Genomic DNA, 14,027 nt, shown 5'->3' with positions numbered 1-14,027 from the left:
GGGGGATAACTTTTTTTGTTTTATCCCGAAATTGTGATACGTTAATATTGTAAGCGAAATCACAACTGGAGGTCTTGTTATGCATAAAGAAAGAAAATCCTTACCCGCTATTCATACCGAAATGTTCATCGATGGAAAATGGGAAAAGGGTTCTAAAGAACCAAAATCAGTCATCAACCCGGCTACCGGGGAAACGCTTATAGATGTTTCACAAGGTGACAAAGGAGATGTCAATAGAGCCATCACTGCTGCGAAAAAGGCGTTCCCGCTTTGGTCCGGGATGGAGCTTCAGGAACGTGTCAAAATATTGCATGATATTGGGGATTTAATTGAAGCGAATGCGGACAAATTAGCCTTGATCATGACGCTTGAACAAGGTAAACCACTTCAAGAGGCAAAAGGTGAAATAAAAACAAACGTGGATAATATGCATTGGAATGCTGAAGAAGCACGTCGTATTTATGGGGAAATCATTCCGGCACCCAACCAGCATAAATTTGAGGTCCGCAAACAACCAGTAGGTGTGGTCGGAGCCATAACCCCCTGGAATTTCCCATCCAATATGATTATCCGTAAAATCGCACCTGCGATTGCAGCCGGATGTACAGTCGTACTTAAGCCAGCTGGTAATACACCTTTATCAGCTATAGCGCTTTTTGAATTGTTCGAAGAAGCGGGATTGCCAGCGGGGGTTGCCAACTTGGTGATGGGATCCGCCAGTGAAATCGGAGAAACGTTCGCTGAAAGCAAAGATGTTCGTAAATTAACCTTTACGGGTTCAACTGAAGTAGGTCAAATCCTTTATAATCAGTCCGGTAAAACGTTGAAGAAAATATCATTGGAACTAGGAGGGCATGCACCTTTCATCGTTTTCAAAGATGCTCCTATTAAAGAAACAGTGGAAATGCTCATTAAGATGAAGTTCCGTAATAACGGTCAAGCGTGTACATCACCAAATCGTATATTTATTGAAGATGGAATAAAAGCAGAGTTTACAAAGCAACTAGTCGCGGCTGTTAATGAAGTAAAGGTTGGAAATGGCCAGGACGAGGGTGTAGTCACTGGTCCCCTGATTAATGATGAGGCTCGGGAAACGATTGACGCCCAACTTGAAGATGCCGTGAAAAAAGGAGCAGAAGTTTTAACGGGTGGTAGCCGCCTGGAGGAAGGGGAGTATGCCAATGGTTTCTTCTATAAACCCACTGTCCTGGACGGTGTAACCAAAGAAATGACCATATTCTATGAAGAAACATTTGGGCCCATCATTCCTCTCATAACGTTTAAAGGTGAGGATCAAGTCATCGAAATGGCTAATGATTCTGATTTCGGTTTGGCTTCATACGTATTCACCAAAGACCTGTATCGCGCTGAAAAAATCAGCCATGCGTTGGAATATGGCTTAGTGGCTATTAACAATGTGGCGGTCTCTCATTCCGAAACTCCCTTTGGAGGCGTTAAGTTTTCCGGTCTGGGTCGTGAAAATGGACGACAGGGTATTGCCGAATTCCTCGAAATAAAATTTGTCCATACCGCATACTTTCAAGATTAATGATAATAATTAGAATCGGATCATTTAATCCGGTTCTTTTTTATTTTATTTTTGTCACAAATTGTTCACTGCTTTATATTGGTAAATAGGATATGATAGGGGTGACTAACTGCGCAGAGAAGGTGAGAAAGTGCTTCGTGGAAAAAAGAGAATCGCTATTTTAGGTAGTGGCTTGAGCGGGCTTGTAGCGGCCTATGAAGTAAATAAACGAATTGAAGCGGAACAATTACCGTTCGAATTTATTTTGCTTGATAAGAGAGACCGGATTGGCGGTATCATTAAAACCGTTAATACTTCTGATGGACCTGTGGATGTGGGGGCCAGTAGCTTTGATGTTCGCAGAGACGATATTCGCCCTTTTTTACGTGAATTAGGTCTGGAAGACGAAATCCAGTTCAGTACTGGCGGTAAGTTGGACCGTTTCAGTGCGGGTGAATTTGTAAGTTCAAATAAACCAAGTTATCATGGGATTCCGATTCAACTAACCGATATTCTGCACGAAAAAGAATTATCTTTAAGCGATAAGCTTTCTGTATTAATTAATCATTCTTTCAACAGCATGAAACTGGAACGAAATCCGGAAGCGACCACCGCAGAGTTTTTAGAATATCGTTTTTGTAAAGCGGTCAGTACGATGATTGCTTATCCCCATTATCCTGAAAATGTGTTTGGGTCCATGGAGTTGTGTCCGCCTACATTTTTTGACCATAATCTAATCAAACTTTTTGAACACACGGATAGCCGTTATACCTTAAAAGAAGTTGAATTAGACCATGTAATGGATGGTGAGGCAACGGAATTCAATTTAAAGGGTGGTATGTCCACGCTTGTGCAGGCCTTAACTGATAGAATGCCAGACAATATTTTGACCGGAAAAACGGTGAGTAATCTCTCGAAAATGGATGATGATGTCTTTTTGATGACGTTAAATCATAATGAGAGCCTCCGGGCCAAAGCTATCATTTCGACAATGTCTTTGTCTGATGCCTTTACACTGATTAATCAAGGCGAAGAGTCATTACTGGATATTCCAAGGCCACAAACGGCTTCGATGGCAACGATTCTGCTTCGTTTTGAAAAAGGCGCCATTAATCGTTATCCGGATGGTTATGGTTTTGTGGTTCCGAAACGAAGTTCTTTCCATGTCACTAAAGCGACGCTGTTGAACCGTAAATGGCCTTCTTTAAAGGATGCGGAATATGATTTAGTGTTGGTGGAAATAGGTCGACGCCAAGAAGATACGATTATTCAATTGCCCGATGAAGCACTACTGACGATCATCAGTACTGAATTAAAGGAAATTTTAGCGTTGAAGGGGACTTATGTTTCTGCCAAAATATACCGGTGGTTAAAATCAGTACCCCACTTAACCCCAAGTGAAAGACAATTACTCTATAAAAATGAGGAAAAGCAGAAAGGAAATATGAATACGCGCGGGTTCTTTTTGGGAGGTAATGGGTTCCATGGCTATGGTATGCCCAATGCCATTAAAGAAGGGCAACGTTTGGCACATGAAGCAATCACCTATATGAAATCACACATAAAAGAACTTTAGAAATCGAAAAGGATTTCTAAAGTTCTTTTGCTACCTAACAATGTTATACTAATAATAGACAATTTAACCTGTAAGGGGGATAACTTTATGAAGTTAACAATCTTGGGTTTTATGGGCGGATATCCGGCTGATGGAGTGGGTACGACAGCGTATCTCCTCGAATCACACGGTTTCCACTTATTGATGGATGTTGGTAGCGGTGCGGTCCTGGCACTGGAAAAGCATCTTGATCCGAAAAAATTGGATGCACTCATTTTAACGCATTATCATCCAGACCACATTGCGGATATGGGTGTGTTGCAACATATCTTTCAACTTAAAGAACCGGACAAAGTGTTGCCTATTTACGGACATACTGAGTCCCCATTGCATCAATTACGGGACCATACTTTCACTAAAGGAAGAGATTACGAAGGGAACGAACCAATTACGATTGGCCCTTTCCGCATTTCTTTCTTAAAAACAGCTCATCCTGTCCCGTGTTATGCACTAGCAATAACGGAAGAGGAAACGGGTAAAAAGTTAGTCTTTACCGCTGATTCTGGTTACTTGGAAGCATTCATCCCTTTTTCAAAAAATGCGGATGTCCTTTTGGCCGATACGAATTTTTTCCGTGGGCAAGAAGGTCATAAGGTACATATGACTCCCCTGGAAGTTGGAAAGATCGCTGAAGCTGCAAATGTCCAGAAATTGATTTTAACCCATTTACCGCCAGGTGGAAATTGGTCGCAGATACTTGAGGACGCACAGGCCTCAGCCCCACATATATCAGTGCAACTTGCTGAAAAAGATTTACAAATCATTATTTAAATAGGTAGAGGAGACGGTATTGCATGTATTTTGTAGATAATCAAAATCACTTTGATCCAAGTGTGAATATTGCTTTGGAAACATATTTATTGAAAGAGAAAGTTTTGGATGAGCCAATTTTGCTTTTTTATATTAATGAACCATCCATCATCATCGGGCGTAACCAAAATACGATTGAAGAAATTAATCAAGCATACGTAGAAGAAAATAATATTCACGTTGTGCGCCGTATGTCTGGTGGCGGGGCGGTTTATCATGATTTGGGGAACTTCTCATTCTGCTTCATAACTGAAGACGATGGAGACTCTTTCCGTGATTTTGCTAAATTTACAGAACCTGTTATTGCTTTTTTACATAAAGCGGGCGTAAAAGATGCTGCTCTTAAAGGCCGCAATGACTTAACAATCGGTGAACAAAAGTTCTCCGGCAATGCGATGTATTCAACGAATGGTCGTATGACCGCTCACGGAACGATTTTATTTGATTCGGACCTTGATGCTGTTTCAAATGCATTAAAACCGCGTAAGGATAAGATTGAGTCAAAAGGGATTAAATCTGTCCGCAGTCGTGTGACCAATATCAAACCGTTTGTGGATGATGCTTACAAAGACATGACAACAGAAGAATTCCGGGACGCATTACTCTTACATATTTTTGAGGTGGAAAATCGTGAAGATGTGAAAGAGTACCATTTAACGGAAGAAGACTGGAAACGGGTTTATGAAATTCGTGAAGAGTATTTCGGAAAATGGGACTGGAATTACGGTAAATCACCGAAGTTTGAAATCGAAGTACGTCGTCGTTTCCCAATCGGGACAATCGACTTCTTATTCAATATCAAATCCGGGAAAATTGCTGAAGCAAAAGTATACGGTGACTTCTTTGGTTTGGGCGAAATTTCTGATGTGGAAGAAGCTTTGGTAGGCACAAAATATACCAAAACCGATTTACGTGAGAAATTTGACTCACTTAACTTGAAAAAATATTTTGGTTCTGTAACTGCAGAAGAATTGGTTGACTCTATTTTTGCTGAATAGGAGTTGATGGGCATGGCGAAAAATCTTTTTAAGTTTCAAATCAAGACGCATCAGAGGCAGTCTTTTACTAACTTGGACCATTATTTGAATGAAGCGGTTCGCGATAGTGGGGTTCTCGATGGAATCGTGTTGATCTATTGTCCACACACAACAGCTGCGATTACGATTAATGAAAATGCTGACCCAGATGTTAAGACGGATTTGAAACTGGGCTTGGATGAAACTTTCCCTAATCGGGCTGATTATGTCCATATGGAGGGAAACTCGGATGGGCATATGAAATCATCAGTGGTTGGAGTTAGTGAAACGTTAATTCTGGCTAATGGGGAATTGATTTTAGGAACATGGCAGAGTGTTTACTTTGCTGAATTTGACGGACCAAGAAATCGGACATTTTATGTAAAAATTATTGAAGGCTAAAGGAGTCTGCATAACTAATGCTAAATAGGCAAAAGTTGTGCAGACTGATGCCTATCACTTGACTAAACGTAGGAAAGAGGCTGGGACAAAACTCCCAGCCTCTTTCCTGTATACGTACATCTGCCCCGTAAACGTGTTCCAAAAGGCAGCCCCGACGTCACTTCACGAATAATGCTCAGATGGTCTGCGACCATCCTGCGCTTATTCGTTCCAGTGATTCGGGGCTAAACGCCTTTTGTCCCACTCTCAATTATCTTTTCAATCCCATGGCTGTCTCCATGCGGTCCAGTGTTTTGCTGGCATATTCATTTGCGCGCTTTGCACCTTTGTCAAGAATATGATCCAGTTCGTCCGACTCCATCAATTTGGAGTAGCGTTCCTGAATCGGTTCAAGAACAGCAATCACAGCGTCTGCCAGTTTTTCCTTGAAATCACCATAGCCACTGCCAGCAAATTCTTGTTCCAATTCTGGAATCGATTTGTTGCTGAAGTTAGCGAAAATGGTCAACAGATTGGATATACCGGGTTTGTTTTCTTTATCATATTCGATAACACCACTGGAATCTGTTTTAGCACTCTTGATTTTTTTGCGGATAACTTTTGGATCGTCCAACATTGATATAAAGCCTTTTAGATTTTTATCAGATTTACTCATCTTGCTTGTCGGGTCTTGTAGGCTCATAATGCGACCGCCGGCTTTAGGAATAAAGGGTTCAGGCATAACCAACTCACCTTCATAACGGTTGTTGAAACGTTGGACGAAATCACGCGTCAATTCCAAATGTTGTTTTTGGTCTTCGCCTACTGGAACTAAATCAGCATCATAAAGCACAATGTCCGCTACCATCAAAGGCGGATAAGTCAACAATCCAGCCGAAATAGCATCTTGTTTAGCAGATTTGTCCTTGAATTGCGTCATTCTTTCTAATTCGCCAATGTATGTATTACATTGAACGATCCATGCAGCCTGTGCATGCGCAGGAACCTCGGACTGAACAAAGATGATTGATTTTTCCGGATCAACACCACAGGCAATATACAGAGCTGCCAGACCGCGTGTCCGTTCTTTTAATTCTTTTGGATCTTGGGGCACCGTTATTGCATGTTGGTTAACGATACAGTATGTACAGTCATAATCATCTTGTAAAGCCACAAAGTTTTTAATTGCGCCGATGTAATTACCAATGGTTACCGTTCCGCTTGGTTGTACGCCTGAAAAGACTTTTTTCTTCAACTAAAATCACACTCCTATTTTCTACTCATTCATTATAGCGTATTTTTTCACTTCATGACACAATAAAAAAACCCTCATATCGCACTCCCTTATTTATAATAATTACAATTTAAAAATGTTGGTATAAAGGCGAAAAAAGCGCGAATGGCTGTAAAATTGGGTTTCTATAGAAAAACAAAACAAATGTTTATGAACAACTTGTGGCGGAAATTTGAAAAAACTTTCGAAAAGGGCTAGCCAATTAAATATACATGGTGTATAATTCTATTTATAAGGCAAACCCTTAGTAAAAGAAGAACAATCGCTTACAGGAAAGGAGAGATCCATTTATGGTTACTCTATATACTTCACCAAGCTGTACTTCTTGCCGTAAAGCGCGTGCGTGGCTGGAAGAAAATAACATTCCATACACAGAACGCAACATTTTCTCAGAACCTCTCTCTCAAATCGAGATTAAAGAGATTTTGAAAATGACTGAAGAAGGTACAGAGGAAATCATCTCGACCCGTTCTAAAGCATTCCAGGAAATGAACGTGGATCTCGATGAGTTACCACTGAACAATTTGTTCACACTTATTCAGGAAAATCCCGGACTATTACGTCGACCTATTATTCTAGACGATAAAAGATTGCAAGTGGGATATAATGAAGACGAAATTCGTCGCTTCTTACCAAGAGAAGTACGTGCTGTTGAGCTTAAGAAAGCACAAGAGCTAGCTAACTTCTATTAATTTCGACTTTCAACAATTCGAGCATACCCGAAGGGGTGTGCTTTTTTTGCTCGCAAACCAGCATCCATCGCATTGCAAACCGTTACCTATTGCGGTATAATTTGGAGACGGATGGATGGTGTTAAAGTATTCATCCTGTTACAATGATAGTACAGAAAAGAGGTGTAGCATCATGGAAATGGAGAACGTTAACGAGAATACGATTCGCGTAGTCATTGAAAGTTCCGACCTGGAAGAACGAGGGATCACTTTCTTGGACTTACTCGGGAATCAAAAACAAATCGAAAGCTTCTTTTATAGTATATTAGAAGAAGTGGATGTTGATAATCAGTTTCTGGAAACAGATGCCATCACTTTCCAAGTGCTGCCTAAAGGAAGTGGCCTTGAATTATTCATTAGTAAAGGTGACACTGATGAAATAGACACTTTTGATGAAGATGATTTTGATCCAACAGAGCATATCCTGGATATCATGAATCAACATACTGAGAATATAAGCGAAGATAAAACTGAACCACTACTAGAAGAAAATGAACTGGGTATCCTTGATATGATGATCAAATTCAATGAATTTGAAGATTTTATCGAAGCATCCAAACGCTTCTACCTTGAGAGTGGAAATTCGACACTGTATCATTATCAAGATGCTTATTACTTGGCAATCGACTTCTTCATTGAAGAAATGACTGAGACGAATCTAGAAACACAAATAGCGGTCATTCTTGAATTTGGTGAAGAATCCAGTATTTCAGCTGAAGTTTTGGGAGAATACGGCAAATTGATTATGCACAAAGATGCACTTGAAAGTGCCCGTCACTATTTCAAATAACCTATAAATCGAGACAGAGTATAAAAAAACTCTGTCTCGATTTTTTTTCAATGTTATAATGGGAAAAAGGCTAGGAGGAATGTAAAAATGAAAAATCAAGACTGTGCTTACTGTGTGGAAGGTGAACTATTAGCGGCGTTTGGATACCCATGTATCGAACTGGACTATACAAAGGTTTACGTATTCAAGGAACAAAGTCATAAAGGAAGAGTCATTGTTGCTTCAAAACACCATGTTAGTGAGTTGACAGATCTATCCGAAGAAGAACGTAATGGATTCTTCGCAGATGTAGCGAAAGTTGCTAAAGCACAACACGCGGCTTTTAACCCGGATAAAGTGAACTACGGCGCTTACGGCGATTCTGGTCACCATTTACATTTCCATCTCGTACCAAAATACAAAGATGAATTTGAATGGAATGCACCATTTGCAATGAATCCTGGTAAAACATTGCTATCGGATGAAGAATACGAAGCACTTGCCGAAGAAATTCGCAAAAACTTAAACTAATTAAAAAAAACATCTCAAAACTTCCAGCAAAAAAAAGCTTTTCGGCTTTTTTTGCTTATCTATAGATAGGAGGTTGATGAGATGTTTTTTGCTTGCACAAAAAATGGTACTAAAATAAATGCTTCAGATTGCCCAGCTGGATTACCAGTTACTTGCCCCGGATGTCTGGCACCTGTTTTTCTTAAAAAAGGCAATAAAATCATGGCCCATTTTTCCCATTATGCCTATTCGGATTGCCAACAATTTTCAGAAGGGGAGACAGAACGACATTTGCTGGGAAAACAGAAATTACATGGTTGGTTAAAGACACAAAATTTAGACGTAGAAATGGAAGCTTGGTTGCCGGAATTGAAGCAGCGACCCGATTTGTTGGTAACGATTGGTGACCGAAAAATTGCTCTTGAATATCAATGCAGTCCCATTCCTTTTACACGACTGAAAGAACGCACCGATGGCTACACACAAAACGGGTATGAGGTGTATTGGATTTGTGGGATAGATTATATTCCCCAAGTAACCTATACGGAAAAGATCTCTGCTTTTAGACAACCTAACGGTACCGTGGTTTGCTTCGATAGTGTAACCAACACTGTGCTGATGTACTATGATTTACACTTCAATACCTGGAATAAACTCGCTTGGAAATGTTATGCGGTTAACTTGTCACAACTCACAATGCCAGCATTGGAAATTTTATTCAACAAACCCCAACCCAAACGCACATATAAATCTGTTCCGATGAGCTACCGAAATCAACTGGCAATTTTACAACGGAAGGATACTTTGCATCGGGACTTTCTTTTGGAAGTTTATCTAAATGGTCAAACGCTTCAAACTTTACCATCATTTCTATTTGACATGCCGACTAAAAATCCAGCTTATCGGTTGCCAAATTATATCTGGAAATATAGGTTTTTAGAGCAACTGAAAAATAACCTAACTTTGGAAGATATTGATAATTTCTCGAAAAAACTTCCCCGCTATGATTTTCTTTACCCCAACTCTGAAACTGAACCTCTTAAGGATTTTATTTTTGAATTAGAACAACGCGGTGTTTTGCGACGCATTGATGATAAAAATTGGCATATCCGTTCATTTTAGCTTCTAAATAAATGAGATTATGTTAAGATTATTAATGTGAAATACCAAATAGGAGGCTTATACATGGCAGAAATCAAAGCATTACCAAAAAGGCATGAACTTACCGAAGAAATGACATGGGACTTAACAGCCATTTTCGAAAATGACGAAGCTTTTGAAACGGCTTTAGGTGAAGTGAGTGAACTGGCTAAAGAAGTAAAAGCACTACAAGGGACTGTAGGAGAGAGCAGTGAAGCACTTTTGACAGCAATAGAAAAAGTGCTGGAAGCAAACCAGAAAATTGAGCGTGTCTATGTATATTCACATTTGAAGAATGATCAAGATACAGCAGACAATACCTATCAAACATTACATGACCGTTCCGTTGCCGTTCTTACACAACTAGGCGAAGCGTCATCTTGGTTCAATCCTGAAGTTCTTGCAATTCCGGAAGAAAAACTGACTTCCTTCATGCAGGAAAATCAAGACTTAAAAGCTTACGAACATTTGTTGGATGATTTAACATCGCAACGTGAGCACATTTTGAGTGCCCGTGAAGAGGAATTGTTGGCAGGAGCATCTGAAATTCTTTCTGCTTCCAGTCGTACATTCTCTATATTGAATAATGCGGATATTGAATTCCCAACTGTAAAAGATGAAGAGGGTAATGAGGTAAAACTTTCTCATGGTCTATACGGTAAATTAATGGAAAGCTCAAACCGCGAAGTGCGTAAAGGTGCTTATGAAGCACTTTACAAAACATACCGTGGACTAAAAAATACGTTCGCTTCTACGTTGTCCACTCATGTGAAGTCACATAATTTTAACGCGAAAATCCGGAATTTCAGTTCTGCTCGTGCTGCTTCTTTGGCAAACAACCATATTCCCGAGAGCGTCTACGATACTTTGTTGGAAGTAGTCAATAAAAACTTACCATTGCTACATCGTTATGTTGCGTTACGTAAAAAATTACTGAACGTGGATGAGTTGTATATGTATGATATGTATACACCGTTGACAGGTGATGCACCAATCGAATATACAATTGAAGAAGCAACGGCAGAAACGTTGAAATCATTGAAACCGCTTGGCGAAGAGTACCAAGGGATTCTGAAAGAAGCATTTGATAACCGTTGGATTGACTGGTACGAAAATGAAGGGAAACGTTCAGGTGCTTATTCTTCCGGTGCTTATGACACAAATCCCTACATTTTGATGAACTGGCAAAATTCGATGAATCAACTTTATACCTTGGTTCATGAATTGGGACATAGTGTTCACAGCTATCATACACGTAATAATCAACCATATGCATACGGTGATTACTCCATTTTCTTGGCGGAAATTGCTTCAACAACAAATGAAAACATTTTAACGGACTACCTTTTGAAAACACAAACAGATCCAGCGATCCGTATTTATGTCTTGAACCATTACCTGGATGGTTTCAAAGGAACCGTATTCCGCCAATCACAATTTGCGGAATTTGAACACTACATTCACCAAAAAGCGCAGGAAGGTATTCCTTTGACGCAAGAATTCATGACTGAATACTATGCAGATCTTAATGCACGCTACTATGGTGATGCCGTGGAACGTGATGAGAACATTGCTTTGGAATGGTCACGTATTCCTCACTTCTATTACAACCACTACGTTTACCAATACGCAACGGGATTTGCAGCAGCAACTGCTCTGTCTAAACGTATTTTGGATGGTGAAGAAGGGGCGTTGGATAAATACTTGACCTACCTGAAATCAGGTAGTAGCGATTACCCAATCGAGGTTATGAAAAAAGCAGGCTTGGATATGACTGATTCAGCCTATCTTGAAGATGCCATGAAAGTCTTTGAAGCACGTTTGAACGAATTAGAAGAATTACTAGAAGTAAAATAGAATTGTTATAAAAAGGAGAACATCATGATGATGTTCTCCTTTTGTATAACTATTTTAAAATCTGTAGATAACTTTTTCCTACTGTACGTGTTTTCTTGCGATGTGGAACTTGTGAATTTTGGTCCAGTGAATTAGCATTGCTGAATGCTTTTTCAATCAATTCACAATTAATGATATCCTCCAGTAAGACACCAAATTGTTGGTTCAGGTTATCAAAAATGACCAGTGATGGATTATTGGAAATATTCATCTCTTGGGCTGTTTTTTGATCCGCTTCATAACTATTTTTCACAAATGGTGATGCTTTATCTTCAAGAAACATTTCAACATCGAGATTTGCACCCTTAGCTACTTCCTTTATTAACTCTGTTGAGTATTCTGATAGGTTAATATTTAACTCTTTTTGAAGGAGCATCAAGAATTTTCTGCCACGTTTTTTGCCCTGCATTAACGCAGCCTTGTAGGCTAGGCTGGCATCATAAATGGTTTGATAGATTTGGTTGCGCAACTGTAAGTCACTGGTTGGCATATTCAAACGTTTCATGTATTGGGTGACGGTGTTGAAATTATGGAATGTAAGGAAACGGAAATGGACTTTATATCCCTCATGTATTTCAAGACTTTCTATAAAACGCAAAACTTCTTGTTCAGAGTTAAGGCATTTTAAACCAATTGGGTTAACAAATAAGTAAAGCTCGAAAACTTGTTGAGAGGGATTTAATTTACGTATTGTATTGTTATTTGGTTGCATAATATCCCTTCTTTAGACTCATTGTGTTCCTGGACTAGTAGATGATGACCTTTGGAGCTAGAGCTCACATCTAAACGTTTTTACTTTATTCATTAGTCATTATAAGCTAAAAAAAGACCATAAGTAAAATAAGATGCCTATTGAAGGCATCTTATTAATTACAAATGTTCAATAATTCGTCATAAATGATTGGGAATAGAAAATGAACAGTTAGATAGAGCAATACAGAAACAAACAAACAAATGTTATTTATTTGGATATTTCAAGGCTCGGGATATTTTTTGCACGGTCTCACGGCGATTGATGTTTTGCGAATCAAGAAATTGTTCGAAAATCTGCAGCCCATTTTTCGGATCGTCTGTTTCGAATTCCAGCTCATAATCATTTTGATCTTGGTAATAACTGGCATCCAGGAAAAAAGTGCCTGTTTCTGCAGGTATTTCATAGCGCACAGTGGAAAGTTGACCGACTTGTTTCAATTCACTCAGCGAAATACCATTGTCTCCTAATTTCACGGCGACCAGACCATCCATTTTAAGTTGCCCAGACTCAACCAGACTTTGACCTTCTTCTTTTGTCAGATGATCCGTTGTTTCCAACATCTCATGTTCGCGAATAGGTGATTTAAGCGTTTGCTCAGCAAAATCATCATAAATACGAATTCTCAATCCCATTCCTAGATGGCGTAATTTCCAGTCTTCGCTATCATAATATACATTTGCTTGGTGAGTAGGCTCAGTATCCTCCAAGTTGAAATGAATAAGTAAATCTTCATATTCATCTTTCGTGAGGAGGTTTTTGTATTCAGTTTCGATTTGTTGGCTCATGTCGTCACGACCTTTCTTTAAAAAGAGTGGAGGTTTCCACTCTCATTGTATCTTAATAGTATCATACCAAAGTAAAAATCGGGTGTTTTGACTCACTATTAAACATAATTATGCTAAAATAAACTTATAATCTAATTGTAAGAATGGGTGTTGGGTATGGAAAATGAATTTGTAAAAGACTGGGGTGTCTTTCTGGCTCCTTATGAACAAGCGGTTGAAGAATTAAAAATCAAATTAAAAGGCATTCGGAAACAATATCGGGAAACAAACTCACATGCACCAATAGAATTCATTACGGGAAGGGTAAAGACCAAGGAAAGTATTCTGGAAAAAGCAGAAATCCGTAAAATCGCTTTAGACCGACTGGAAGAAGATGTTCAAGATATTGCCGGTATCAGGATCATGTGTCAGTTCGTTGAAGATATACATGAAGTAGTTCGGCTTCTTCGGGCTAGAAAAGATTTTGATATTGTCATCGAAAGGGACTATATCACCAATAAAAAAGCAAGTGGATATCGCTCTTATCATCTCGTTATCGAGTATCCGGTTCAAAGGATTGAAGGAGAAAAAATCGTAATCTGTGAAATTCAGATTAGAACATTGGCTATGAACTTTTGGGCCACTATAGAGCATACATTAAACTATAAGTATCAGGGTGAATACCCACAAGAGCTGCATAATCGTTTGATCAGGGCAGCGGAAGCAGCGTTTCTTTTGGATAAGGAAATGTCCGAAATACGTGAAGAAATCATGGAAGCAAATTATTACTTTTCAGATAAAAAGAAGAATGTCGATTAG

Annotated in this window: 14 protein-coding genes; 11 read left to right on the top strand and 3 right to left on the bottom strand. The window is 39.3% G+C overall.

All coding sequences use genetic code 11. The annotated features are described in order from the left end of the window. Positions 1–79: 79 nt before the first annotated feature. The 5 genes from ACTVAI_RS01985 to ACTVAI_RS01965 all read left to right on the top strand — a co-directional run bounded on the left by ACTVAI_RS01985 (position 80) and on the right by ACTVAI_RS01965 (position 5,371). Positions 80–1,549: an NAD-dependent succinate-semialdehyde dehydrogenase gene (locus ACTVAI_RS01985; RefSeq protein WP_443473641.1), complete on the top strand. Its 1,470-nt coding sequence runs from the start codon at positions 80–82 to the stop codon at positions 1,547–1,549. A gap of 130 nt (positions 1,550–1,679) precedes the next feature. Further along, complete coding sequence (locus ACTVAI_RS01980; protein ID WP_443485753.1) at positions 1,680–3,104, top strand: protoporphyrinogen/coproporphyrinogen oxidase; 1,425 nt, start codon at positions 1,680–1,682, stop codon at positions 3,102–3,104. 87 nt (positions 3,105–3,191) lie between these two features. After that, complete coding sequence (locus ACTVAI_RS01975; RefSeq protein WP_443485752.1) at positions 3,192–3,914, top strand: MBL fold metallo-hydrolase; 723 nt, start codon at positions 3,192–3,194, stop codon at positions 3,912–3,914. Between the two features lie 23 nt (positions 3,915–3,937). Beyond that, positions 3,938–4,951 (top strand): lipoate--protein ligase, encoded by a 1,014-nt coding sequence (locus tag ACTVAI_RS01970; protein WP_443485751.1) that lies wholly within the window; start codon positions 3,938–3,940, stop codon positions 4,949–4,951. A 12-nt stretch (positions 4,952–4,963) separates the two neighbouring features. Further along, on the top strand, positions 4,964–5,371 hold the full coding sequence (locus ACTVAI_RS01965; protein WP_443473645.1) for a secondary thiamine-phosphate synthase enzyme YjbQ: 408 nt from the start codon (positions 4,964–4,966) through the stop codon (positions 5,369–5,371). A 250-nt stretch (positions 5,372–5,621) separates the two neighbouring features. Here ACTVAI_RS01965 and trpS read toward each other — a convergent pair whose 3' ends face one another. Further along, positions 5,622–6,605 (bottom strand): tryptophan--tRNA ligase, encoded by a 984-nt coding sequence (gene trpS, locus ACTVAI_RS01960; protein ID WP_443473646.1) that lies wholly within the window; start codon positions 6,603–6,605, stop codon positions 5,622–5,624. Between the two features lie 329 nt (positions 6,606–6,934). On the opposite strand from trpS, the gene spxA reads away from it, so the two are divergent. The 5 genes from spxA to pepF all read left to right on the top strand — a co-directional run bounded on the left by spxA (position 6,935) and on the right by pepF (position 11,651). Beyond that, positions 6,935–7,336: a transcriptional regulator SpxA gene (gene spxA, locus ACTVAI_RS01955; RefSeq protein WP_443473647.1), complete on the top strand. Its 402-nt coding sequence runs from the start codon at positions 6,935–6,937 to the stop codon at positions 7,334–7,336. Positions 7,337–7,508: 172 nt separating this feature from the next. Then, positions 7,509–8,165 (top strand): adaptor protein MecA, encoded by a 657-nt coding sequence (locus ACTVAI_RS01950; RefSeq protein ID WP_443473648.1) that lies wholly within the window; start codon positions 7,509–7,511, stop codon positions 8,163–8,165. Positions 8,166–8,252: 87 nt separating this feature from the next. Then, the gene (locus tag ACTVAI_RS01945) at positions 8,253–8,675 is read left to right on the top strand and encodes an HIT family protein (RefSeq protein ID WP_443473649.1); all 423 of its coding nucleotides are present in this window, start codon (positions 8,253–8,255) and stop codon (positions 8,673–8,675) included. Positions 8,676–8,756: 81 nt separating this feature from the next. Then, a complete protein-coding gene (locus ACTVAI_RS01940) occupies positions 8,757–9,776 on the top strand; it encodes a competence protein CoiA (protein ID WP_443485750.1) in 1,020 nt (339 codons plus the stop codon). A gap of 63 nt (positions 9,777–9,839) precedes the next feature. Next, positions 9,840–11,651, top strand: coding sequence for an oligoendopeptidase F (pepF, locus tag ACTVAI_RS01935; protein WP_443473651.1), 1,812 nt, complete (start codon positions 9,840–9,842; stop codon positions 11,649–11,651). 49 nt (positions 11,652–11,700) lie between these two features. Here the strand turns inward: pepF and ACTVAI_RS01930 are convergent, their stop codons facing one another. After that, positions 11,701–12,402 (bottom strand): DsbA family protein, encoded by a 702-nt coding sequence (locus ACTVAI_RS01930; protein WP_443473652.1) that lies wholly within the window; start codon positions 12,400–12,402, stop codon positions 11,701–11,703. Between the two features lie 245 nt (positions 12,403–12,647). After that, positions 12,648–13,229, bottom strand: coding sequence for a CYTH domain-containing protein (locus ACTVAI_RS01925; protein WP_443473653.1), 582 nt, complete (start codon positions 13,227–13,229; stop codon positions 12,648–12,650). A 156-nt stretch (positions 13,230–13,385) separates the two neighbouring features. On the opposite strand from ACTVAI_RS01925, the gene ACTVAI_RS01920 reads away from it, so the two are divergent. Next, complete coding sequence (locus tag ACTVAI_RS01920) at positions 13,386–14,027, top strand: GTP pyrophosphokinase (protein WP_443473654.1); 642 nt, start codon at positions 13,386–13,388, stop codon at positions 14,025–14,027.

The organism is Jeotgalibaca sp. A127, assembly GCF_052266745.1.
GTDB lineage: Bacteria > Bacillota > Bacilli > Lactobacillales > Aerococcaceae > Jeotgalibaca.
Note: the sequence above shows the minus strand (reverse complement) of the source record. Positions and strands in the feature narration are given on the sequence as shown.